Source organism: Bacteroidota bacterium, assembly GCA_016715945.1.
Taxonomy (GTDB): domain Bacteria; phylum Bacteroidota; class Bacteroidia; order Bacteroidales; family F082; genus JALNZU01.
Genome location: JADJXJ010000001.1, coordinates 1,930,883 through 1,952,289, shown reverse-complemented (window position 1 = coordinate 1,952,289; position 21,407 = coordinate 1,930,883). Strand labels below are relative to the sequence as shown.

At 51.2% G+C, this 21,407-nt stretch carries 18 protein-coding genes; 2 read left to right on the top strand and 16 right to left on the bottom strand.

The genetic code is table 11. The annotated features are described in order from the left end of the window. Window positions 1–56 precede the first annotated feature (56 nt). From folE to IPM52_07460, 14 genes are all read right to left on the bottom strand, one after another. Window positions 57–803, bottom strand: a complete 747-nt coding sequence (gene folE, locus IPM52_07525) for a GTP cyclohydrolase I FolE (protein MBK9291461.1) — start codon at window positions 801–803, stop codon at window positions 57–59. Window positions 804–995: 192 nt separating this feature from the next. After that, window positions 996–2,627: a chaperonin GroEL gene (gene groL, locus IPM52_07520; GenBank protein MBK9291460.1), complete on the bottom strand. Its 1,632-nt coding sequence runs from the start codon at window positions 2,625–2,627 to the stop codon at window positions 996–998. Window positions 2,628–2,660: 33 nt separating this feature from the next. Continuing rightward, window positions 2,661–2,939, bottom strand: a complete 279-nt coding sequence (locus IPM52_07515) for a co-chaperone GroES (GenBank protein MBK9291459.1) — start codon at window positions 2,937–2,939, stop codon at window positions 2,661–2,663. Window positions 2,940–3,082: 143 nt separating this feature from the next. Then, a complete protein-coding gene (gene secG / locus IPM52_07510) occupies window positions 3,083–3,406 on the bottom strand; it encodes a preprotein translocase subunit SecG (protein MBK9291458.1) in 324 nt (107 codons plus the stop codon). 11 nt (window positions 3,407–3,417) lie between these two features. After that, the gene (locus IPM52_07505) at window positions 3,418–4,230 is read right to left on the bottom strand and encodes a hypothetical protein (protein ID MBK9291457.1); all 813 of its coding nucleotides are present in this window, start codon (window positions 4,228–4,230) and stop codon (window positions 3,418–3,420) included. A gap of 4 nt (window positions 4,231–4,234) precedes the next feature. After that, a complete protein-coding gene (locus IPM52_07500; protein MBK9291456.1) occupies window positions 4,235–4,738 on the bottom strand; it encodes an LptE family protein in 504 nt (167 codons plus the stop codon). A 39-nt stretch (window positions 4,739–4,777) separates the two neighbouring features. Beyond that, window positions 4,778–6,007 (bottom strand): sigma-54-dependent Fis family transcriptional regulator, encoded by a 1,230-nt coding sequence (locus IPM52_07495; GenBank protein MBK9291455.1) that lies wholly within the window; start codon window positions 6,005–6,007, stop codon window positions 4,778–4,780. An 18-nt stretch (window positions 6,008–6,025) separates the two neighbouring features. Next, on the bottom strand, window positions 6,026–8,491 hold the full coding sequence (locus IPM52_07490) for a phenylalanine--tRNA ligase subunit beta (protein MBK9291454.1): 2,466 nt from the start codon (window positions 8,489–8,491) through the stop codon (window positions 6,026–6,028). A 74-nt stretch (window positions 8,492–8,565) separates the two neighbouring features. Next, on the bottom strand, window positions 8,566–10,671 hold the full coding sequence (gene recG, locus IPM52_07485) for an ATP-dependent DNA helicase RecG (GenBank protein MBK9291453.1): 2,106 nt from the start codon (window positions 10,669–10,671) through the stop codon (window positions 8,566–8,568). Window positions 10,672–10,846: 175 nt separating this feature from the next. Next, window positions 10,847–11,695 (bottom strand): gliding motility protein GldN, encoded by an 849-nt coding sequence (gene gldN / locus IPM52_07480; GenBank protein ID MBK9291452.1) that lies wholly within the window; start codon window positions 11,693–11,695, stop codon window positions 10,847–10,849. Window positions 11,696–11,710: 15 nt separating this feature from the next. After that, on the bottom strand, window positions 11,711–13,372 hold the full coding sequence (locus IPM52_07475; GenBank protein ID MBK9291451.1) for a hypothetical protein: 1,662 nt from the start codon (window positions 13,370–13,372) through the stop codon (window positions 11,711–11,713). Window positions 13,373–13,409: 37 nt separating this feature from the next. After that, complete coding sequence (gene gldL, locus IPM52_07470) at window positions 13,410–14,435, bottom strand: gliding motility protein GldL (GenBank protein ID MBK9291450.1); 1,026 nt, start codon at window positions 14,433–14,435, stop codon at window positions 13,410–13,412. A gap of 37 nt (window positions 14,436–14,472) precedes the next feature. After that, window positions 14,473–15,849 (bottom strand): SUMF1/EgtB/PvdO family nonheme iron enzyme, encoded by a 1,377-nt coding sequence (locus IPM52_07465; GenBank protein ID MBK9291449.1) that lies wholly within the window; start codon window positions 15,847–15,849, stop codon window positions 14,473–14,475. A gap of 40 nt (window positions 15,850–15,889) precedes the next feature. After that, window positions 15,890–16,810 carry a PorP/SprF family type IX secretion system membrane protein gene (locus tag IPM52_07460; GenBank protein MBK9291448.1) on the bottom strand — a complete coding sequence of 307 codons (921 nt, stop codon included), beginning with the start codon at window positions 16,808–16,810 and terminating at the stop codon, window positions 15,890–15,892. A 243-nt stretch (window positions 16,811–17,053) separates the two neighbouring features. Here IPM52_07460 and IPM52_07455 point away from each other — a divergent pair, with 243 nt between their 5' ends. Together IPM52_07455 and IPM52_07450 are read left to right on the top strand one after the other, a co-directional pair. Beyond that, the gene (locus IPM52_07455) at window positions 17,054–17,947 is read left to right on the top strand and encodes a YitT family protein (protein ID MBK9291447.1); all 894 of its coding nucleotides are present in this window, start codon (window positions 17,054–17,056) and stop codon (window positions 17,945–17,947) included. Next, window positions 17,947–18,840 carry a YitT family protein gene (locus IPM52_07450; GenBank protein ID MBK9291446.1) on the top strand — a complete coding sequence of 298 codons (894 nt, stop codon included), beginning with the start codon at window positions 17,947–17,949 and terminating at the stop codon, window positions 18,838–18,840. Before IPM52_07455 ends, IPM52_07450 begins: the two co-directional genes overlap by 1 nt. 6 nt (window positions 18,841–18,846) lie before the next feature. Here IPM52_07450 and rseP read toward each other — a convergent pair whose 3' ends face one another. Both rseP and IPM52_07440 read right to left on the bottom strand, forming a co-directional pair. Then, window positions 18,847–20,175: an RIP metalloprotease RseP gene (rseP, locus tag IPM52_07445; GenBank protein ID MBK9291445.1), complete on the bottom strand. Its 1,329-nt coding sequence runs from the start codon at window positions 20,173–20,175 to the stop codon at window positions 18,847–18,849. A 136-nt stretch (window positions 20,176–20,311) separates the two neighbouring features. Continuing rightward, the gene (locus IPM52_07440) at window positions 20,312–21,202 is read right to left on the bottom strand and encodes a M23 family metallopeptidase (GenBank protein MBK9291444.1); all 891 of its coding nucleotides are present in this window, start codon (window positions 21,200–21,202) and stop codon (window positions 20,312–20,314) included. Window positions 21,203–21,407: the final 205 nt, after the last annotated feature.

The window sequence follows — 21,407 nt, the reverse complement described above, 5'->3', positions numbered from 1 at the left end:
GGCGCCATCGGGGCTCGGGGTTGAGGGAAGTATATATGGAGTTGATGGAGTAAGGGTCAGATTTTCAATCCGATATACGATAGAAACTCTTCCTTGCGTTTTTCGTTTTTGAACGCACCTGAGTATTCAGCAGTCAGGGTAGTGCTGCTCTCATCCTGAATGCCGCGGCAAGACACGCACATGTGTTTTGCTTCGATAATCACTGCTACATCCTCTGTGTTCAATACTTTTTTCAGCTCGTTGGCTATCTGAACCGTGAGGCGCTCCTGCACCTGCGGACGTCGGGCAAAATAATCCACGATCCGGTTGATCTTCGAAAGACCAATCACTCCGTCTTTGGCAATGTATGCCACATGGGCTTTGCCAAAAATGGGCAGAAAATGGTGCTCGCAGGTGCTGTTCAGGTTGATGCTTTTTTCGACCAGCATCTGGCCATACCGAAACTTGTTTTCGAATATGGAGGGTGCAGGCTTGTTTTCGGGATTCAGCCCGCGGAAAATTTCTTTTACATACATCTTGGCCACCCGCCGCGGCGTGCCTTTGAGGCTGTCGTCGGTCAGGTCGAGCCCAAGGGTGTGCATGATCTGCTCGAAATGCCGCTCAATTCTGGCAATTTTGGCCTCGTCGCTCAATTCAAATGCGTCCTCCCTCATGGGGGTGTCGATGCTTGTGGCCACATGCTCGTCGCCAATCAGGTCAAGTTCGCTCTGCGAGTGGAAGCCGTTTGTATGGCTGTGGTGACCGTTTCCGTTGCTGTGATGCTTTCCGTTGAGCAGGTCAGTGTGTCCGTTCAGATTTTTCATGATTTACTTTTTTCGAACTTATAAACAGGGTGCAGCTCATTTTGTTTAAAAAATTGTTCAAAAAATTAAACAAAATAAAGTTATTTTATTTCGATAATTTTTAGTTTACTGAATAGTAATGAGTTACACGCTATTAATAAAAAAGCCTTCCGTGAGGAAGGCTTTTTATTTTTGGAAGGATTTTATGAAGGATTACATCATGCCATCCATTCCGCTGTTCATTGGGGGCATGTTTTTGTCTTTGGGTTCTTTGTGTTCAACCAGCACGCATTCGGTAGTGAGCAACATACCGGCAATGGAGGCTGCATTTTCGAGGGCTACGCGGGCCACTTTGGTCGGGTCGATTACACCGGCTTCGAGCAGGTTTTCGAACCTTTCGGTGCGGGCGTTGTAACCAAAGTCGCCTTTACCTTCTTTCACGCGGTTTACAACCACACTGCCTTCCAGGCCGGAGTTTTCAACAATCTGGCGCAGGGGTTCTTCGAGTGCACGCCTGATGATGGAGATACCGGTATTTTCGTCTTCGTTTTCGCCTTTCAGGTCGGCCAGGGCCTCAATGGCGCGGATGAAACCAACACCACCGCCGGGGATGATACCTTCTTCGATGGCTGCACGGGTGGCGTTGAGGGCGTCTTCGAAGCGGTCTTTCTTTTCTTTCATTTCCACTTCGCTGGCAGCGCCCACATAAATCACAGCTACACCACCGGCCAGTTTAGCCAGACGTTCCTGCAGTTTTTCGCGGTCGTAGTCCGAAGTGGTGGTTTCGATCTGCTTGCGGATCTGGGCAACGCGTGCATCGATGCTGGCTTTGCTGCCATGGCCGCTTACGATGGTGGTGTTGTCCTTGGTGATGGTAACCTTATCGGCCTTACCGAGCATATCGAGGGTGGTGTCTTCGAGGCGGTAGCCTTTTTCTTCCGAAATCACTACGCCACCGGTGAGCACGGCAATGTCTTCGAGCATTTCTTTCCTGCGGTCGCCAAATCCGGGAGCTTTAACAGCAGCCACCTTGAGCGAACCACGGAGCCTGTTGACCACGAGGGTGGCAAGGGCTTCGCCTTCTACGTCTTCGGCAATGATGATGAGCGGACGGCCGGTTTGCAGGCTCTTTTCGAGGATGGGCAGCAGGTCCTTCATCACCGAGATCTTTTTGTCGTGGATCAGGATGAAGGGATTTTCGTACACAGCTTCCATCTTCTCGGCATTAGTGATGAAGTAGGGAGAGATGTAGCCGCGGTCGAACTGCATACCTTCAACCACGTCCACATAAGTTTCCATACCTTTGGCTTCTTCTACGGTGATTACACCTTCTTTTTTCACCTTCGACATGGCTTCGGCAATCAGGCTGCCGATGGTGGTATCGTTGTTGGCCGAAATCGAAGCAACCTGCTTGATCTTTTCGTTGTTTTCGCCAACTTCCTGGGTTTGGGCCTTGAGCGATTCCTTAACTCTCTCAACAGCTTTGTCGATACCTCTTTTGAGGTCCATCGGGTTGGCACCGGCGGTAACGTTTTTCATACCGGTGGTGATGATGGCCTGAGCCAGCACAGTAGCGGTGGTGGTACCGTCGCCTGCGATATCGTTGGTTTTCGAGGCCACTTCCTTCACCATCTGTGCACCCATGTTTTCAACCGGGTCTTTCAGTTCCACTTCCTTGGCCACAGTAACACCGTCCTTGGTGATCTGAGGTGCACCGAACGATTTTTCAATGATCACATTGCGGCCTTTGGGTCCGAGTGTCACTTTTACTGCGTTGGAGAGTGCGTCAACTCCTTTTTTGAGCTTCTCTCTTGCTTCCAGGTCGAAATAGATGTCTTTTGCCATTTTTTTCGTATTTAAAAGTTAATTAATTGATTTTCAGATAATAGCGATAATGTCTGATTCGCGCATGATGAGGTAGTTGGTGCCGTCGATGTTGAATTCGGTGCCGGCATATTTGCCATAGAGCACCATATCGCCTTCCTTCACGGTAAGGGGTTTGTCGTCCACGCCGGGACCAACAGCCACAACAGTGCCTTTCTGGGGTTTTTCTTTGGCAGTGTCAGGAATGATGATGCCGCTAGCAGTTTTCTGCTCTGCGGGAGCGGGTTCGATAACAACCCTGTCAGCCAGAGGTTTAAGATTGAGTTTTCCCATATTCGTTCAGTTTTATTGATTGATTAAAACGTTTTTTCCGGTTGCCCCATGTACTGACATATTTTGTGCCAAAGACGTTTTCAAATAAAAATGTCAGAATGTTGTGACATTCTGACATTTTTATTTTTTGCTTTTGTCAGGAATTATTCTTCGTCCTGAGCAGGTGGTGCCTGGAAGTCAACCGGTTTGGTTTGTTCGATCTTGCTGCGGAGCTCAGTATCGGCTACGCCTGACGAGGCCGAGCGGTTGGGGATGACCATTGCACTCGCCAGCGCAAAAACCAGCATGGCCACGGCCAACGTCCATGTGGCTTTTTCCAGAAAATCGGCCGTCTGCCTGACGCCCATGATCTGGTTTGAAGCGGAAAAATTGCTCGCCAGCCCGCCACCTTTGGAGTTTTGTACCAACACTACCAGGCCCATCAGCACGCTTGCAAGCAGCATCAAAATGGATACAACAACAAACATCTTATTGATTTTTAATTATTTGAACTCTTTTTCGATTCTTCGATAAGGCCTGCAAAGTAACTACTTTTTTCCGGATATTTCAAGCGTAATTTTTCGAACATGGCAATGGCTTTCTCGATGTGGCCCTGACGGAGGTATATTTTGGCCAGGGTCTCGCTCACAATGTTTTCCTGGTCCACCACGCTTTGTTGTGCCGCAGTAAGCGGGTTGTAAAACTCAGCTTTGGGGCGGCTGATGCTTGGATTTTCGCGGATAAACTTTTCTATGATTTCTTCTTTGCTCAGCTCGCTTGTCTTTTTGGTGCTTTCGGGTTCCTGCATTTGTTTCAGCCGCTCTGCCACCAGGCGTTTGAGCTCTTCGAGCGACCGACGTCGCAGCAGCTCGTCGTCTTCGATGGTTTCTTCAGCTGCGGGGCTCACCTGATTTCCAGCCGGCGGTTCGAAAGCAGTGGTTGCGGCAGGTTTGCCTGTTTCCATCACCGGCTCTTCCTCAACGGCAGCGGGTGCCGGAGCAGGAGGCGTTTCTTCCACAGGCACCTCGAAGGTCGGGCTCTGGTTGTATTCATCGGGCAGCGCCACGGTTTTGCCTCTGGCAATATCGCGCAGGTGAAGCCGCAAAAGATTGCGGTCGGGCGAAAGGACTGCGGCCAGCCTGATCTGGCTTTCGTAGCGCACATGCCCCTCCTTGTGCAGGTTGATGGCGAGCAGTGCCTGCACCAGACCACTATATGGAAACTGCCTGGCCAGGTCGCTGAGCGGGCCGATGCTGCCTGCATCCAGGCTGTGCGGATCGCGGAGGTAGTTGAGAAATGCGGCCCTGTTCATGGGTTTACCAGTCTACGACGGCTTTGTTGAAAATATTATCTACAAGCACCTCGGTGATTTCTGCAATCAGCCTGTCTTTCACTACGTTAAGATCCTGATCGCTTGGATAGTCGAGGTAATGCGAAAACCTGCTTTCGAAATTCTTCGATTCTTCAAATTTGTTGTAAAACCTCACATTCACGGTGATGGTGAGGCGGTTGAGTGCGGCAGTCTGGTCGGATTGAATGGCGGCAGGACTGACGTTGTAATCCACAATTTCGCCTTCGAAGGCCAGGTCGCCGTTGGTGGCTACCTGCCGCAGGGTAGTCTGGCTCGAAAACCTGTCGCGGAGGGCATTGGTCAGGATATTGCTGAGCAGCGGCTCAACCAGCAGGGCGTTGTTGGCAAACTGTTCCACCGAAAAGGTCTTCGCCTCCGGCGGAATACTTGCTCCGGTGAAGGAATAGATACCACAGGAAGAAAGCTGCAGCAGGATTAGAACTGCAGCAATCATTTTCAATCCGCGCATTGGCAGGAGTCTCCTGTGAAGGTTGTGCATGCGGTTTTTCTACAAATCTATGTTATATTCCTTGATTTTGCGATACAGGGTGCGCTCGCTGATGCCCAATTCCTGGGCGGCATTTTTGCGTTTGCCTTTGTGTTTTTCCAGGGCGAGCCTGATCAGGTCCATCTCCTTTTTTTGTAGCGAGAGGGTTTCGTTGATTATTTCGGTGGGCACCACCTCATGCTCATCTTCCTGAAGTTCGGCAGGCAATGATTCATACAGCTCGTCGAACTTGTGCGGGCTGGTTTCGATGGGACGGAAGATCTGAGCTGTGCGCTCAGTTGAAAAGTGCTCGGCTTCGGGTTGACCCTCCAGCAGGTTGGCCACGGTTTTTTTAAGCTCCATGATGTCGCGCTTCATGTCGAACAACACCTTATATAATATGTCGCGCTCGCTCAGTTTTTCGTCCTCTTTTTCCTTGTGGAAGATTACCGGAAGCATGTTGGAGGGTTCGGCCGGCAGATAGGCTTTGAGGGTTTGCGCGGTGATCAGCCTGTTTTTTTCGATGATACTGATCTGCTCGGTCACATTGCGCAATTGTCGGATGTTGCCTGGCCAGCGGTAGTTTTCGAGCATTTCCACCGCATCGTCGGTGAGTTGCAGCACAGGCACCCGGTATTTTTCGGCAAAGTCGGCTGCAAACTTTTTGAACAGCAGCACAATGTCGCCTTTGCGCTCGCGCAGGGGAGGGATGGTGATAGGTACCGTGTTGAGCCGGTAATAGAGGTCCTGCCGGAACCGGCCTTTCTCTATGGCTTCAGGAATGTTGACGTTGGTGGCGGCAACCACCCGCACGTCTGTTTTTTGCACTTTCGACGAGCCGACTTTGATAAACTCGCCGGTTTCCAATACCCTCAACAACCTGACCTGGGTCGAGAGCGGGAGTTCGGCTACTTCATCCAGAAAAATTGTACCACCGTTGACTACCTCAAAATATCCTTTCCTGGCTTCGTAAGCTCCTGTAAAAGAGCCTTTTTCGTGGCCAAACAGTTCTGAATCTATTGTGCCTTCCGGTATTGCACCGCAGTTTACTGCGATGTATGGGCCATGTTTACGGGCACTCGACTGGTGAATAATTTTAGGAAACACCTCCTTGCCCACGCCGCTTTCGCCCGTGATGAGCACCGTCAGATCGGTGGGGGCTACGGTCACGGCAACCTGTATGGCCCGTTCCAGACGGCTGTCGTGCCCAATGATGCCAAAACGTTGTTTGATTGACTGGATATCGGTCATGAGGTGTTGTTTTTAAGTTTACTGGCGAAGGCTTGCACCAAACTGGGTGCTGAATGTATTGATCAAACGTTCCATGGTCTGATCTATTTCTTTGTCGGTCAGCGTTTTCTCAGGCGAAACCAACACAAAGCTGATGGCATACGATTTTTTGCCGGCCGGAATTTTATCGCCTTCATAAATGTCGAAAAGGTTGATGTTGCTAAGCAGCTGACCAGCAGTTTTGTATGCGGCACTCTCGAGCTCGGCATAGGTGATGTGCTTGTCAATCACCAGTGCCAGGTCGCGGCGCACCGACGGAAACTTGGGCACCGGCACATAGGTGAGGCTGCGTTTGGGCACAAAACTGAGCAATTCTTCCCAAGCCACATCGGCCCAGAAGACCGGCTTACGGATGTCGAAGGCCCTGGTGGTTTGTTTGCTCAGTTGTCCGAACCTGATGAGCGCAACATTGTTGATGCTGTATTGCAAGCCCGCATCAAAGAGGCTGTCGCCAAATGTGCTCAGGCTAAACAGGTTACGTTGGATTCGCAGGCGCGAGATCAGGGCTTCCACGATTTGTTTCATATCGAAAAAGTCGGCGGGTTGCTGAGGCGCCAGCCAACTTTCGGCCTGTTTCATGCCTGTGATCAGCATAGAAAGTCTTAAAAATTCAGAGTAGGGGGCCAGCGGCTGGTCCTGGTTCAGTTTGCCGGGATCGAAATGATAGGTTTTTCCGAATTCGAACAGCCTGAGGTCGGTTTGTTTTCGGTTCTGGTTGTAGGCAATGGTTTCGAGTCCGCCAAAGAGCAGGCTTTGGCGCAATACGTTCAGATCGCTGCTCAAGGGGTTGAGGATGCTGACATTTTTCCCGCTGTCGAAAGCGGGATGGCTGGCTGTGTACTCGCTTTTTGTAAGCGAGTTGTTCATGATTTCGTTGAAGCCTTTGGCAGCGAGCATATCCGAGATGGCATGCCTGAGGGCTTCGTCCTGTCCGGATTGTGTGGCATCGGGCGAGGCATTGATTTTTTCCGGGATGCGGATATTATCGTACCCATAGATGCGCAGCACTTCCTCGGCAATGTCGGCCTCGCGGTACACGTCCACCTTGGCGGTGGGCACGCTCAGGCTTGCGGTGGTCTCGTTTTTCTCAACAACGTAGAAATCAAGGTCTTCCAGGATGGCAAGCACCTGCGTAGCAGGGATGTGCTGACCGGCCAGTTTGTCGAGTCTGCCAAAGTCGATTTGCACCAGGGCTCTTTCGCGTGGCTGGGGGTACACATCAATAATTTCAGAAGCCACCTCTCCGCCGCAGACTTCCTTAATCAGCTGTGCAGCGCGTTTTAGTGCAAAAACGGTGGCCTGGATGTCGGTGCCGCGCTCGAAGCGGAAAGAGGCGTCGGTGTGCAGGTCGTGATGGCGGGCTGTGCGCCGGATGGTACGGGGATCGAAACAGGCACTTTCGAGGAAAATGGCGGTGGTTGATTCGGTTACTCCCGAATGCAAGCCGCCAAACACCCCGCCAATGCACATGCCCTCGCTGGCATTGCAGATCATCAGGTCGTTGCCCGTGAGCTTGCGTTCAACGCCATCGAGCGTGACAAAAGGTGTATCCTTTGGCAGTTTTTTTACCACCACAGTATTGCCGGTTACCGCAGCAGCATCGAAGGCGTGCAGGGGCTGGCCGGTTTCGAAAAGCACATAATTGGTGATGTCCACCACGTTGTTGATGGGACGCAATCCTATGGCCTTGAGCCTGTTTTGAAGCCATTCGGGTGAAGGGCCAACCCTGAGGTTGGTGATGCTCAAACCGGAGTAACGCGGACATGCTTCCGTGTCTTCCACGATAACCCTGATGGGTAGGCTTGGGTTGCCGGTAGCAAAATTGGAGGTGTCCGGCAGTGTCAGTGCATATTTTTTGTAGCCTGCACGGTGATTGAGCACGGCCATCAGGTCGCGGGCCACACCGATGTGTGAAGCTGCATCGGCACGGTTGGGTGTCAGGCCAATTTCGAACACAGTATCGCTCACCACATTGAACAGCTCCGATGCAGGGCGACCAACCCCGATGGCGTTGTCGAGCACCATGATGCCATCGTGCGAGTTGCCCAGACCCAGTTCGTCCTCGGCGCAAATCATGCCTTCGGACAATTCACCACGTATTTTGGCCTGCCTGATCTGAAAAGCTTCCTCACCTTTATAAAGGGTCGTTCCCACGGTGGCAACGAGCACAGTCTGACCTTCGGCCACATTGGGTGCACCACAAACAATGCTGAGCAAATTCCCTTGTCCTACATCAACCTTTGTCAGGCTCAGTTTGTCGGCATTGGGGTGCCGCCGGCATTCGACCACCTTACCGGTGACAACGCCTTTGAGGCTGCCTTTGACCGATTCGTATTCGATGATGTCTTCAACTTCGAGACCTGCCGAAGTGAGGGCAGCGGCAACTTCTGCCGGGCTGATATCAAGCGAAAGATAATCTTTGAGCCAGTTGTAGGAAATCTTCATAGGGGCTGTGTTTTGGCTTGCAAAGGTATTAAAAATGCCAAAATGACATGTTTTTGTTCAGTGCCGTTAAGGTTTTAGCCGATCTGACTCCAGTCGAAAGTTTTCTGATAGAGTCGTTCAAATTCACGTTTGGTTTGCTGGTGTGCAGGTGAATTCAGGCCGGGGTCGGTGTCGAGCAGTTCATCAACCGTGCGCTTTACTATGCGAATCAGTTTTTCGTCTTTGCTGAGGTCGCCCAGCCTGAACATTGGCATGCCGGATTGTTGTGTGCCCTGCGTATCGCCCGGCCCCCTGAGCCTGAGGTCGGCCTCGGCAATGCGGAATCCATCGTTGGTTTCGACCATAGTTTTGATGCGGGCCTTGCCTTCGGCCGTGAGCTTGTAATCGGTCACCAGGATGCAATACGACTGGTCGGCCCCGCGTCCGACCCTGCCACGGAGCTGGTGCAATTGCGACAATCCGAAGCGGTCAGCATGTTCGATCACCATCACTGTGGCATTGGGCACATTCACTCCTACTTCGATCACCGTGGTGGCTACCATGATGTGGGCCTGGCCTTTCGCAAAGCGCTGCATCTCAAATTCTTTGTCCTCGGCGCTCATGCGTCCGTGCACCACACATATGCGGTATTCCGGCTCCGGAAAGTCGCGCAGCAGGGCATCATATCCCTCCTGCAAGGCAATCAGGTCGAGTTTTTCCGATTCTTTGATCAGGGGGTAAACGATGTAGATCTGCCTGCCTTCGGCAATTTGTTTTTTCAGGAAGCTGATCAGCCGCAGGCGATGAGAGGGGTAGATGTGGCTGGTTACTATGGGTTTACGGCCGGGGGGCAGCTCGTCGATCACGCTGTAATCCAGGTCGCCGTACTGGGTCAGGGCAAGGGTGCGCGGAATGGGTGTGGCGGTCATCACCAGCACGTGGGGTGGGTTTTGGTTTTTTTCGTATAACCTGGCACGCTGAACCACCCCGAAACGATGCTGCTCGTCAATGATTACCAGTCCCAGGCGGGAAAATTGAACCGTGTCTTCTATCAGGGCGTGGGTGCCAATGAGGATTTGCAGGCTGCCATCCTGAAGGGCCTTGTGGATCAGGTTGCGGTCCGATTTTTTGGTTGAGCCTGTGAGCAGGCTCACCTGCACAGGCAGGTCTTTAAGCAACTGCCGGATGGTTTGATAGTGTTGTTGGGCGAGGATTTCCGTGGGTGCCATCAGGGCCGACTGAAAACCGTTGTCGGCAGCCAGAAGCATAAGCATGAGCGCAACCACCGTTTTGCCGCTGCCCACGTCGCCTTGCAGCAGGCGGTTCATCTGCATGCCCGATCCCAGGTCGGCACGCATCTCGCGTATGACCCGTTTTTGTGCATCCGTCAGGCCAAATGGCAGATAGTCGCGGTAGAAGGTGTTGAATAGCTCGCCGACCCTCGAAAATACATGCCCTTTGTTTTGCTGTTCGCGCTGTTTTTTGCCGTGCTGCTTGTTCAGGATAAAGAAAAAGTATTCCTCAAACTTGAGCCGGTATTGCGCCTTGCGAATGTCGTCGGCGTTGGCTGGCAGGTGGATTCGGAGCATGGCGTCAGCTTTGGTCAGCAGGTGTTCGCGCTCAATGATGTGCGTTGGCAGGGTTTCGGGGATAGCGCCTTCAAGTTGCATGAGGGCGGTTTTGATGAGTTTAGCCACAACGCGTGTGCCCAGGCCAGCACTCTTCATGGCTTCTGTGGTGCTGTACACCCCTTGCAAACTCTCGCCCAGGGTGAAATCGTCCGGATTGTAGTCCTCTACCTCCGGATGTACGATGTTGTAGCGCCCGTTGAAAAGACTGGCCTTTCCAAAGATGACATATTTTCTGCCCGGAACAAATCGTGTTTTCACCCAGCTCAATCCTTTAAACCACACCAGCTCGATACGTCCTGTTTCGTCGTTTAGCCAGGCCGTGATGCGCGTTGTGCGCTGGCCGCCATGGGCCTGCATGCCATCGATGGTACCAACCAGCTGATAATAAACCGTTTCGTCGTTTATCTCGGCTACTTTGTGAATCTTGCTTTTGTCGATATACCTGAACGGAAAATGCTGCAATAGCTCGCCCAGGGTACTGATATTCAGTTCTTTGGCAAGCACAGCGGCTTTTTTCGGCCCGACGCCCTTCAAAAATTCGACCTTTTTATCCGGCAGGCTGACGTACATGGTGCTTTTACAAAGCCTCTAAATTACATCCAATTCCACTTATGTAGCTAGCCTTCTGCCTCGGCTTGTGGCACTTTTTTAATCCTTCCTGAGCAGTTTGGTTCTGGAATTTCTGCAGTCAAAAAAAGGCTGCCTCACCTTTGAGACAGCCTCTTATGCGTTTGGTTTGATGCGGTTAGTATTGCCAGAGATCGTGTTCAAAGTTGAAGATTTCCATTTTGATGCGCTCCGACTCAAGCAGGGCATCCAGGCCTGTGGCATACTGGCTGATGCGGCGGTCGAACACATTTTCCTCTTTGTAAATGTAGCTATCGAACATCCTTTTGATGAAGATTTCATCATAGGTTCGCTTTTCCGCCGAGTTGAACCTGTTGAATACGGGTGCCTGCGCAAACACCCTTCGTGCCTGGTCGTAGCTAACCCAGAACAATGGCTGCGAGAATTCTTTGCCGTCTTTTTCAACCATCATGACCGGGCATACGGCAATGATGCGCACCATGAGTTGCGAGCGCTGCTTGTCGAAGTACCAGTCTTCCTTGATGCGCAGACGCATCACACGGGTGGGATCGAACTGACGCACGATCATGGTATCGTACTCATCGTAGGGCGGATAAGGCCGCCGCTGACGCACATATGAAGTGTCGGTCTGTTTGGCCAGGATTTCGCGATGTGTGATGGGAACGAGCAGTTCGTCGGTATTGCTGACCTCGTAGGCCTTAAACTTGTTTTCTTTCAGGCCGTCCATCAGCACATTGATGAAGCTGCGCCAGTTGTTGTGCGACTCAATCGGGTAGTAGAACGGCTGGTTCATTTTCTGGCGGAAGTCAATTTCGCGCCACACCCTTTTCGACCACATCACATCTGCCTCGCGAATACTGGGAAGCGGTATGGGTTCTTTTTCGAGCGCAGAATTGGTGGCGAAGAGTCCGTCCACCGGACGTTCGTCCCTGATTTGTGCATCCGCCTGAGGAATCCATGTCAGGCAGGCGAATAAAACAGTCAGGCTCAGGATGATATTTTTCATGCCAAAAAAAAGTTGCTAAATGATTTCCAGGTTGATAGGATTCAATGTACGCATGGTTCCATCCGGACTTTTGGCCTGGATGCGTTCGAAGTAGAGCCGTTGGCCACGGGCTGCATTTCGGATGATGTTGAGCACAGGCTCAGTAAACACGTTGCCACGGATGGTGCCTGTGCGCTGCAGTTCGTTGCCCCTGTAGGTGGTGAGTTCGTATTGTACGATTTCGAAATGGTAGTCGCTGAAATCGAAGTCAACCATTTCGGGGATGATGGCGCGGGCGGCCAGCAGGCGGTTGCGGTCAATCTGGCCGTCGGTCATGTCGGCAATCTTGGCCACAGGGTTAGGTACTTGTTTAACGCGGAACTCGAAGCTGCCCAGTGGCAGGCTGCGTCCGTCCACATTGGCCACGGCGCTGATGGTGGCTGTGCGTGCACTCACCGGAACTTCGGCTTCAAAAGTGCCGTCGGGTTTTTTGGTGATTTTTCCCACTGAGATGGAGGGCACGATTTGTTCGGCGGGGATACCCGGCGATGAGAGTGATATGGGATTTTTAAGCCCTGCGTAAAGGATGTTCATCTTCAGCGGGGCAACGGTGAGCGAGGGCGGAGCCACAATGTAATCGGCCGAGAATGGATAGCGCACGATTTCCTGGCTCACGGGATCGCGCAACTCGATGATGCCTGCATAGCGCTGTGGACCAACGGTTTGTGCGGGAAAACTAAGTTTGACCACTCCATTCTGACTCTTTACTACCTGAGCGCTGCCAATGTTGGCGTCGGTAATGCGGTCTACACCACGCAGCACGCGTACATCAGCATTGGTTTTGGAGTCGTAGGCTGCCACAAGCACTTCAGCTTCGTAGTTCTGCCCGGCCAGAATGTAGGTTGAACGGGGAATGACCTTGGCCGAGATGTTGTCGAATTTGAAATCTTTCTCCGATATGTTGGCGTAGAGCCTGTTGATGGCGTCGAATTCCGCATTCTTTATTTCGGCCATGATTTTGTTGAGGATGGTGATGTTGGCCGCAAGAATGGTATGGTAAAAATTGTGGTATTGCCAGTCCTGAGGTGTTCCTGTGGCGTCGGTGTAACGCCCTTTTGTGTTGAGGCCGATTTTGTCGGCATAGGCTTCGCCAACAATGCTCAGAATAAATTCACGGTATTCATCGAGTTTTCTGGCCAGTTCGTATGCTTTTCCGTTTTTATTCTGACCGATCATGAAGTTGGTGGCTTCGTCGTATTTGTCGCGCGAAGGCACATCAGCCAGCCTGACCTGTGGCTTCCGGATAGTCTGGCCGGGGTTCATGCGGTCGGGCACCTCCCGCATTTCAAAAAAGCGTTCCAGGGCTTGTTCTTTGCTAATGCGTTCCGACCGTGCCACAACCTCCAGCTGTATGTCTTCAATGTAGTTGAGCAGTTCGACGGTGCGCCTGCGGACTTCCTGGGCTTTTTCCCAGAACTCACCCACCTTCGCGGGGTTCATGTTGTACTGGTTTTCGAAGCGTCCATACTCGCTGACAATCTTGCTGGTGAAGCTTTCGTTGGTACTTACCATACTTTCGTTGACCACCAGAAAGGCATCAAGTATGTCTTTCGAAACGTTGAGGGCCAGCAAGGCAGTCAAAACCAGGTACAACATCCCGATCATCTTCTGCCTTGGGGTTTCCTTATATCCTGCCATGGGCTGTAATCTCCGGTTTTGTTGCGATGGTTTTGTTTTATGCCTTGAAATTCATGGCCGACAGCATATTGCCATACACCTTGTTGAGTGCGCTGATACGTTGGTTCAGCTCCATCATCTGCTGGTTGAGCTGCTGGGTGTTGGCGGCAGTCTGGTTCATCTTTTCCAGGTAGAGGTTCATGGTTTTCTGCAGGCTATCGGCAGCTTCGGCGTTTTTGGCTGCGCCCTGCAGCTGCATCTCGTACACCTGATTCAGTGCAGCCATGTTTTTGGCTATCTGTTGGAGCTGGCGGTTGTAGGCTTCCCCGTCAAGCTTACCGAAATCGAGCGATTCCATTGACTTTTTGAGGGTAGAAGCCGAAATGGCATAAGATTCAGCCAGCATTTTGGCTGATTGGGCTGCCGTTCTGACGGTGTTCGAGAGTTCTTCGGTTGTGCTTACCTCTTTGCGGATGGCTTCGGCTGCCTGGCCATAAGCGCTGCTGAGCCTGGAAGCATTTTCGGCTGCCCCTTTCATGTTGTCCACAAATTCTACTGTGGCCATCGCGTCTTTGCTAAGCACTTCAGAAGCCTTTTTATAGGAGCCGGCAAGCTCGTTCACATTTTTGGAGGCATTTTTGAGGCTGTCCGAAAATTCAGCGGTGACTACTACGGCATTGCCAACCTGGCTGAGCTGATTGGCCTGCTCGCTGATTTTGCGAAGTCCCTGACCGAATTTTTCAATGGTTTCCTTGTCGATATTGGCTTCCTGAAACAACTTGTCGAGCTGCTGCGACGAGCTGCTGGTTTTCTGCAATTCCTGCTGAACGGGGGTATCGTGATACATGCCGGCGAGCTGAGGATAAACCAGGCTCCAGTCGGGTTCGATGTGCGGAGGTTCGAAAGCAGAAAAGAAGAAAATGATGGCTTCTGTAATCAGACCAATGGCAAGCAGCTCATTGGCCCCCTGGTAGTGGTTGATCTTGAAAAGTGCACCGATGATTACGATGGAGGCACCAATGCCATAAATCATCGACATTACTTTTTTATACTTTTTGCTTCTCAGAAACTTGCTGAAACTCATGGTGGAATGATTGATGATTGATTCGACAAATCTTATATTATCTGTAAACTCTTGAGGATCTCAAAGGGTTATCGCCCTGGTTTCGGCCAAGGAATGGCTGAATGGTGCGGAAACCGATATAGCTTTTGGCTGTGTCCTGATACTCATAGGCACGGGTTGTCACCTGCAGGTAGTATTCGATGTCTTTCCACGAACCACCCCTGATGACTTTGCGCTTCATTACCGGAGGGTCGTTTTCTTTGGCGTTGTAGGTATAGTTGGGGTTCATGTCCCAGGTGAGGTTGTACGATGCGGGGTCGAATGCGCTGTTGGTCCATTCGGCCACGTTTCCGGCCATATCGTACAGGCCAAAGTCGTTGGGCGGATAATGACCGACAATCACCGTACGCAGGCCACCGTCGGCAATGTAATCGCCGCGCAATGGTTTAAAATTGGCCAGAAAACATCCCTGATCGTTGCGTGTGTAAGGCCCGCCCCATGGGTAGGGGTTAAGGTTGTTTCCACCGCGGGCAGCCCATTCCCACTCGGCTTCGGTGGGCAGGCGGAATTCGGCCAGTGCCACTTCGCCTTTTTTCGACAACAGGTAATTGTTCAGTTTTTCGGTACGCCACACGCAAAATGCCCTGGCTTGCAGCCAGTTGACGCCAACAACGGGATAATGGTCATACGCCGGATGCCAGAAATATTTCTCAGTCATCGGGTCGTTGAACGAATAAGCGTAGTCGTGAATCCAGGCCAAGGTGTCGGGATACACGTTGATCATTTCCTTGCGCACGTAAACCGAACGGTTGGTCAGGCCTTGCGGACGGTTGGCCAGACCGGCATTGCGGTAATCGTATTTGCCGTTTTCGTCAAATTCTTTCTTGGCAGCTGCATGCAGGTCAACCCAGTAATACACATAGTTGAGCTTGCGTGTGTCAATTTCTTTCCGGCGGAAATAACGTTCGAGGTCGGGTAGATACATTTGCTCCAGGGCCTGGCGTATTTCCTGGTCTTTGCTGTTCCAATCAATAGGTGTTTTCCAGTTGAGGTGCGGGGGGTCGAACTGTTCGCCGGTTTTTGGGTCTTCAGTGATCAGGTATTTGTCGGGCTGAATCTCACCCAGCAGGGTGCGCGCAATCGAGTCGCGCACGTACCAGACAAATTCCCTGTATTCATTGTTGGTAATTTCGGTTTCATCCATGAAAAATGCTGAAACAGAGATGGTTTTTGGCTGATTCAGTGAGCCTTTTACAATATCCTCACCTCCTGCACCCATGGTGAAACTTCCTTGCGGAATGAACACCATGCCGTAAGGGTCGGGCTGGTAGAAAGGTTTAGATTTCTTACGCGCACCTACAAGTTCGCCCTGGTTCGAGCTGCCACAGGAGGCGAGCACGAGCGCAGCACCGGCAATCATCAGAATTTTCTTCATCTTAGGTTCAAGTATCTGGTAATCAGCAAATTATAATTCATTACAGGTATCGGGTGTTGCGATAGGTTCGGGTGTATTTTTCGGTGCGCACTTTGAAACAGTAGCCGAGGCTCACCTCGTGCGAACCGGGTACTCCCAGCCCCATGATATTGATGTCGTAGCTGTAACTGACTTTCAGGTCGAGTATTTTCATTCCAACAAGCAGGCCTACTGATTCTTCGGGCCGATAATTAACGCCTCCCCAAAACTGATTATTGTACAGCAATGTTCCGGAAAGGTTCATCTGCCATGCAGAAAAATTACTCATCAAACTCACGGATGGCTGTACAGTAAATTCCGGATTATTGGGCAAAGTAAACTGATAACCACCCACCAGATAGAGGGTGCGGTCGGTCACAAAACTGGCTTCCGAATTGGAAGTGAGGGCCTTACCCCGGCTTTCGAGCAGATTGGTTACCGAAATCCCTGCATAATACTTTTCAAGCACTTCATAAAAGATGCCGAAGTTGAAGTCGAAGAGCATGTCGCTCAATTCGCCTTGTGCCAAAATCGGGTCGCCGCTCGAGTGCGGTTTGAACTTGGAAAAATCTACTGTACGGTTCAGGAAATTGAGCGCTGTTCCCAAACCCAGGGTTCCGCCAGCAAATCCTGCATGATAGGCATAGCCCAGCTGCACCCCCACATTGCGCTCAAAACCAATCTTGTCCTGTAAAATAGCCAACGATGCCCCGCCCCTGAGGAGGTTAACGGGCATGTCGCCTGTGATCAGAAAAGTCTCAGGCGCCACTTTGTTGCCCTCCATGTCTTTGAAACCGGCCCATTGCTGGCGGACAATACCATTCACGCATATGCCCTCCCCAAGTCCGGCAAAGCCGGGATTGGTGAATGCATGCGTGCTTCCATGATGCGTAAATATGGGAGCTTGTTGCGCAAACATGCGCCACTGTGCCCCTAATAGCAACAAGATGATGATTAAAGTCCTGATAACCAATGTCATTATCTAACCTAAGCACTTCTTAGGAAGCCGCTAAATTAATACTTTTCATCCAACCTGACCCTGCGTGCCTTAATAATGCATACACATTGCTATTTAGCACATCCGGCAGGTTTACGGATATTAACCTTCAAACGGTCTGTTTATTGCACATTATGCCACTAAACTGACAGCCGCGGCAAAATCCTAACTTTGCCCCAAAATCATCGTATGCCTTTTCTTCAGAAAGACAAAGTGTTCTCCAAAAAATGGCTGATCAACTACAGCCTCATTGTGGTTGGCAGCTTTATTCTGGCTGCAGGTTTCGTGCTTTTTATCACCCCTTACAGAATTGTTCCCGGTGGGGTGTATGGTATCGCTATCGTGCTGCATTACATTTTTGGTTTTCCTGTGGGGATGACTGCCCTCAGCATGGACATCCCGCTTACCCTGCTGGGTATCCGGATCCTGGGGCCGAGGTTTGGCGCCAAAACCATAGTGGGATTTCTGCTCACGGCCATGTTTGTGGATGGCATAACTTACTTTTACGGTGCCGACCCGCTTGTTCCGGACGAACCTTTGCTGTCGTCCATTTTTGGCGGAGTTTTTCTAGGCCTTGGCCTGGGGCTGATTTTCAAATCGAAAGCCACCTCGGGAGGCACCGATATCGTGGCCATGATCATTAGTAAATACACTAAACTCCCTGTGGGACAGTTGCTTATTTATGTAGATTCTGCCATTGTGCTGTTGGGGCTGGCCGTTTTTAAGGATTGGAAAATACCGTTGTACTCCCTTATCGTGATCTTTATCACCGGCCGCGTGATCGATACCATCCTGCAGGGGATCAATTACGACAAAACCCTGTTCATCATTTCGGACAAGTACGAGGAAATCAGGCACAAAATTATTCACGACCTGAACCGTGGGGGCACTTTTATCAAGGGACAGGGTATGTACAACGGAGCTGAGCGCACCATCATTTTCACTGTGGTCAACCGGCGCGAGATGGCCATGCTTCAGGAGTATATCCATGCGATCGATCCCCGGGCCTTTGTTACGGTCATCAACGCCAACGAGATTTTAGGCGAGGGATTCAAGTCGCTCAAAGACAAAGTAAGCGACTGATGGGCTACATTGTCCGGTACAAACCTTTCAGCCGCAGCTGGTTCAAGGCTTATGCCATGATTCTGGCCGGGGCATTCATCATTGCTGCCGGGTATGTGCTGTTCATTACCCCGCACCGCATTGTTCCGGGTGGCATTTATGGCATTTCCATCATATTGCACCACACCCTGGGGACTCCGGTCGGGCTGACAGCCATTTTTTTCAACATACCACTCACCTTACTGGGTATCAGGGTGATCGGACCGAGATTCGGGGCCAAAACCTTCACAGGTTTCATCTTTACCTCGGCTTTTATGGATAGCCTCAGCTGGCTTACCAAGGGGCAGCCGGTGGTGGAAGACGATGTGCTGCTGTCGTCGCTCTACGGCGGCGCCATCATCGGGATTGGGGTTGGCTTGTTGTTCAAGGCAAAAGCGACCTGTGGCGGCACCGATGTGCTGGCCATGATGTTGGGAAAATGGACGGGCAATCCGTTGGGGAAACTGATGATGATGGTTGACGGACTGATCGTGGCTCTGGGGGCCTTTGTTTTTGGCGATTGGGCCATCCCGCTCTATTCGTTGCTGGCCATTTTTGTGATGGGACAGCTGATCGACCTGGTGATGCAAGGCCTCAAGTACGACAAAGTAGTTCTGCTCATCAGCGAAAAGCAGGACGAAGTGACCGACTTTATCATCCACAGGCTGCAACGTGGAGGCACCATGCTAAAGGTGCAGGGGATGTATTCACTGGCCGAGCGTCCGATGGTTTATGTAGTGCTCAACCGTCGTGAAGTAGCCTTGCTGCAGGAATTTGTTGCACGCACCGATCAGAAAGCATTTCTTACCGTGCTCGATGCCGATGAAATACTGGGCGAAGGTTTTCGTCCGCTGCGTGAAAAGTTCTCGGCATAGCTCCTGCTACCGGAACAGTTTGACGATGTCGTTGCCATTGGCAAATATCATCAGTGCGAGCAGAATGGCCATTCCGATGATTTGTGCAACCTCCATGAATTTGTCGCTTGGCTTGCGGCGGGCTACAATTTCATAGAGCAGGAAGGTTACATGACCGCCATCGAGTGCCGGAATAGGGAGCAGATTAAGCACTGCCAGCATGATGGAGAGGAATGCAGTGAGGCGCCAGAAGCTTTCCCAGTGAAACTCGGCCGGGAAAATATTCCCGATGGCGATGAATCCGCCCACATTTTCGTAGGCTTTTACCTCGGGCGAGAAAATGAGTTTCAGCTGCTTCAGATAGCCGCTGATGCCGTCCACAGTTTTCGACATGCCAGCGGGAATGGCGGTGAGCAACGAATAGTCTTTTTTGGCCAGATTGAAAAAGGCGTCGAGTTGCTGAACAGGAAAAACGCCGATCAGTCCGGCCTCAGGTACATTGACCCTCAGATATAAGGTGTCATCACCGCGTTTCAGGCCAAGCATGATCTGCTGGCTGCGGTATTGCTGGATCTTTTCCCGGAAGTCCTGAAAATAACTGGCTTCCTCACCATTGATGGATAGCAGGGTGTCGCCAGGCAAAACGCCGGCATCGCGGGCAGCCGAGGTTTCGGGAAATCCCTGAACTACAAAAGGGATGCGCGCAGAGAGGAACAAAGGCGACTGATGTTTGACCAACTGTCCGATGGCGCCTTCCGGCAATTCGATCACCTGCACCTGCCCATTGCGCTCCACGGTGATGGTGCGGGCTTTTTCGAGGATGATGGTCAGCGGGATTTTATTAAAATCGGCTACTTCGTGTCCGTCAACTGCCAGGATGCGGTCGCCATTGGCCAAACCAAAAGCCCTGCCGAGCGAATCGGTGGCTATGCCGTAGCGGTTGGCTTCGGAAGTGGGCAGGTATTGTTCACCATAAGCGGTGAGCATCACGATGTAGATGACAAAAGCAAGGACCACGTTCATAATCACCCCGCCCAACATGATGATCAGCCGCTGCCAGGCCGGTTTCGACCTGAATTCCCAGGGCTGGGGTGCTTGTTTGAGGGCTTCTTTGTCCATTGATTCGTCGATCATGCCGGCAATCTTGACATATCCCCCCAGTGGAAGCCATCCGATGCCATATTCCGTGCCTTTGTAGTTGAATTTGAACAAAGAAAACCAGGGATTGAAAAACAGATAGAATTTTTCGACCCTGGTGTTGAATAGCCTTGCAGCTGCAAAATGACCAAACTCGTGCACAATGACAAGAATGGACAGGCTCAGAAGCAACTGAAGAATTTTTATAAGAATTTCCATGTCGGGGAATAAATTGCTTGTTCGAAAAAACCTTGTTAAATCAACTCTTTAAAATGGCTTGCAAGATTAACCAAAATTTAGTTGTGTGGTTTTCAGGGATTTCTCAAAAATACTTAAACAACAGAAAAACAGAGTGTTAGAATGAGATATAATCTTCCGGATTGATGGGACTTGCATTGTACCACAACTCGAAATGCAGATGGGGGCCGGTGCTGAGTTCCCCGCCCTGACCGATGATGGCAATAGGTTCGCCTGCCCTCACAAAATCGCCTTCGCGCCTGAGCAGCACCGAATTGTGTTTGTAAACCGAGAAAAAGTTTCCGGCATGTTGAATGCCAATCACATAGCCTTTTTCCGGAGTCCAGTCGGCAAACACCACCACCCCTTCGAGGGTTGCTTTGATGGCTTCGTTGGGCCGGCTGACGATGTCCACCCCAAAGTGCCGCTGCGAAGGATTGAATTTGTTGGTAATGGTGCCCCGCAGCGGAACAAAAAAGTTAGCAATACCCATGGCCCTTCGTCTGGATTCCGGAATGATGCTGCCCTCGGCCAGAAGGTTGAATCGTTCAATGCTTTCGAATTCGAGGCGGAGCAGGCTGTCCTCGCGCGAGCGTGTGAAACGTATGGTGTCGCTTTTCACAGCTGGCTTGTTGCGAAAGCTCTGCTGCACTGCCATCAGGCTGTCAGCGGATTCGTCGTAGCCCATGATCACCCGGCGGATGTTGTCGAAAAACAGCTGTTTCTGCTCAAAAACCCGTTCGAGCGAGTCGGCACGTCGTTGCAGATTGTACACCGAGCGTTTGGTTTCCAGGTCGGTGTATCCGGGAATATATTCGCGAAGCGGCGTAAAAGCAATGATGTAGGTGGTGATAAAAACCAGAAAAAAACTAAGGCTGACAACCACCACAAACACATTCATACGGCTGAGCCGGAAGCTGATTTTTTCTTCGAACGACTCATCGTCGAACATTACCAGCCTGTACTTATTATGCAGTTTCTGGTACCACTTTCTTTTGTCGCGCGCCATATGAGGGTTTGCTGCCTGAGCGGTGCAAAGTTACGATTAATCCGCTTGCAGTGAATCACAAGCCAGGTTTGGGGCAGGGCAACATCTCAGGAAGGAATTTGCATACCTTTGCTGCGAAGCGCTTTTATGTCGTGCTTACAGACTAAGTTGCGCTGACGGACGTTAGAACAGGTTGCAATACATCCGGATGAAAGCTTTTTTTAGA

Bases quoted from the DNA above. Each gene is read 5' to 3' on its own strand.
- folE (MBK9291461.1), bottom strand. From the start codon at position 803: ATGAAAAATCTGAACGGACACACTGACCTGCTCAACGGAAAGCATCAC.
- groL (MBK9291460.1), bottom strand. From the start codon at position 2,627: ATGGCAAAAGACATCTATTTCGACCTGGAAGCAAGAGAGAAGCTCAAA.
- IPM52_07515 (MBK9291459.1), bottom strand. From the start codon at position 2,939: ATGGGAAAACTCAATCTTAAACCTCTGGCTGACAGGGTTGTTATCGAA.
- secG (MBK9291458.1), bottom strand. From the start codon at position 3,406: ATGTTTGTTGTTGTATCCATTTTGATGCTGCTTGCAAGCGTGCTGATG.
- IPM52_07505 (MBK9291457.1), bottom strand. From the start codon at position 4,230: ATGAACAGGGCCGCATTTCTCAACTACCTCCGCGATCCGCACAGCCTG.
- IPM52_07500 (MBK9291456.1), bottom strand. From the start codon at position 4,738: ATGCGCGGATTGAAAATGATTGCTGCAGTTCTAATCCTGCTGCAGCTT.
- IPM52_07495 (MBK9291455.1), bottom strand. From the start codon at position 6,007: ATGACCGATATCCAGTCAATCAAACAACGTTTTGGCATCATTGGGCAC.
- IPM52_07490 (MBK9291454.1), bottom strand. From the start codon at position 8,491: ATGAAGATTTCCTACAACTGGCTCAAAGATTATCTTTCGCTTGATATC.
- recG (MBK9291453.1), bottom strand. From the start codon at position 10,671: ATGTACGTCAGCCTGCCGGATAAAAAGGTCGAATTTTTGAAGGGCGTC.
- gldN (MBK9291452.1), bottom strand. From the start codon at position 11,695: ATGAAAAATATCATCCTGAGCCTGACTGTTTTATTCGCCTGCCTGACA.
- IPM52_07475 (MBK9291451.1), bottom strand. From the start codon at position 13,372: ATGGCAGGATATAAGGAAACCCCAAGGCAGAAGATGATCGGGATGTTG.
- gldL (MBK9291450.1), bottom strand. From the start codon at position 14,435: ATGAGTTTCAGCAAGTTTCTGAGAAGCAAAAAGTATAAAAAAGTAATG.
- IPM52_07465 (MBK9291449.1), bottom strand. From the start codon at position 15,849: ATGAAGAAAATTCTGATGATTGCCGGTGCTGCGCTCGTGCTCGCCTCC.
- IPM52_07455 (MBK9291447.1), top strand. From the start codon at position 17,054: ATGCCTTTTCTTCAGAAAGACAAAGTGTTCTCCAAAAAATGGCTGATC.
- IPM52_07450 (MBK9291446.1), top strand. From the start codon at position 17,947: ATGGGCTACATTGTCCGGTACAAACCTTTCAGCCGCAGCTGGTTCAAG.
- rseP (MBK9291445.1), bottom strand. From the start codon at position 20,175: ATGGAAATTCTTATAAAAATTCTTCAGTTGCTTCTGAGCCTGTCCATT.
- IPM52_07440 (MBK9291444.1), bottom strand. From the start codon at position 21,202: ATGGCGCGCGACAAAAGAAAGTGGTACCAGAAACTGCATAATAAGTAC.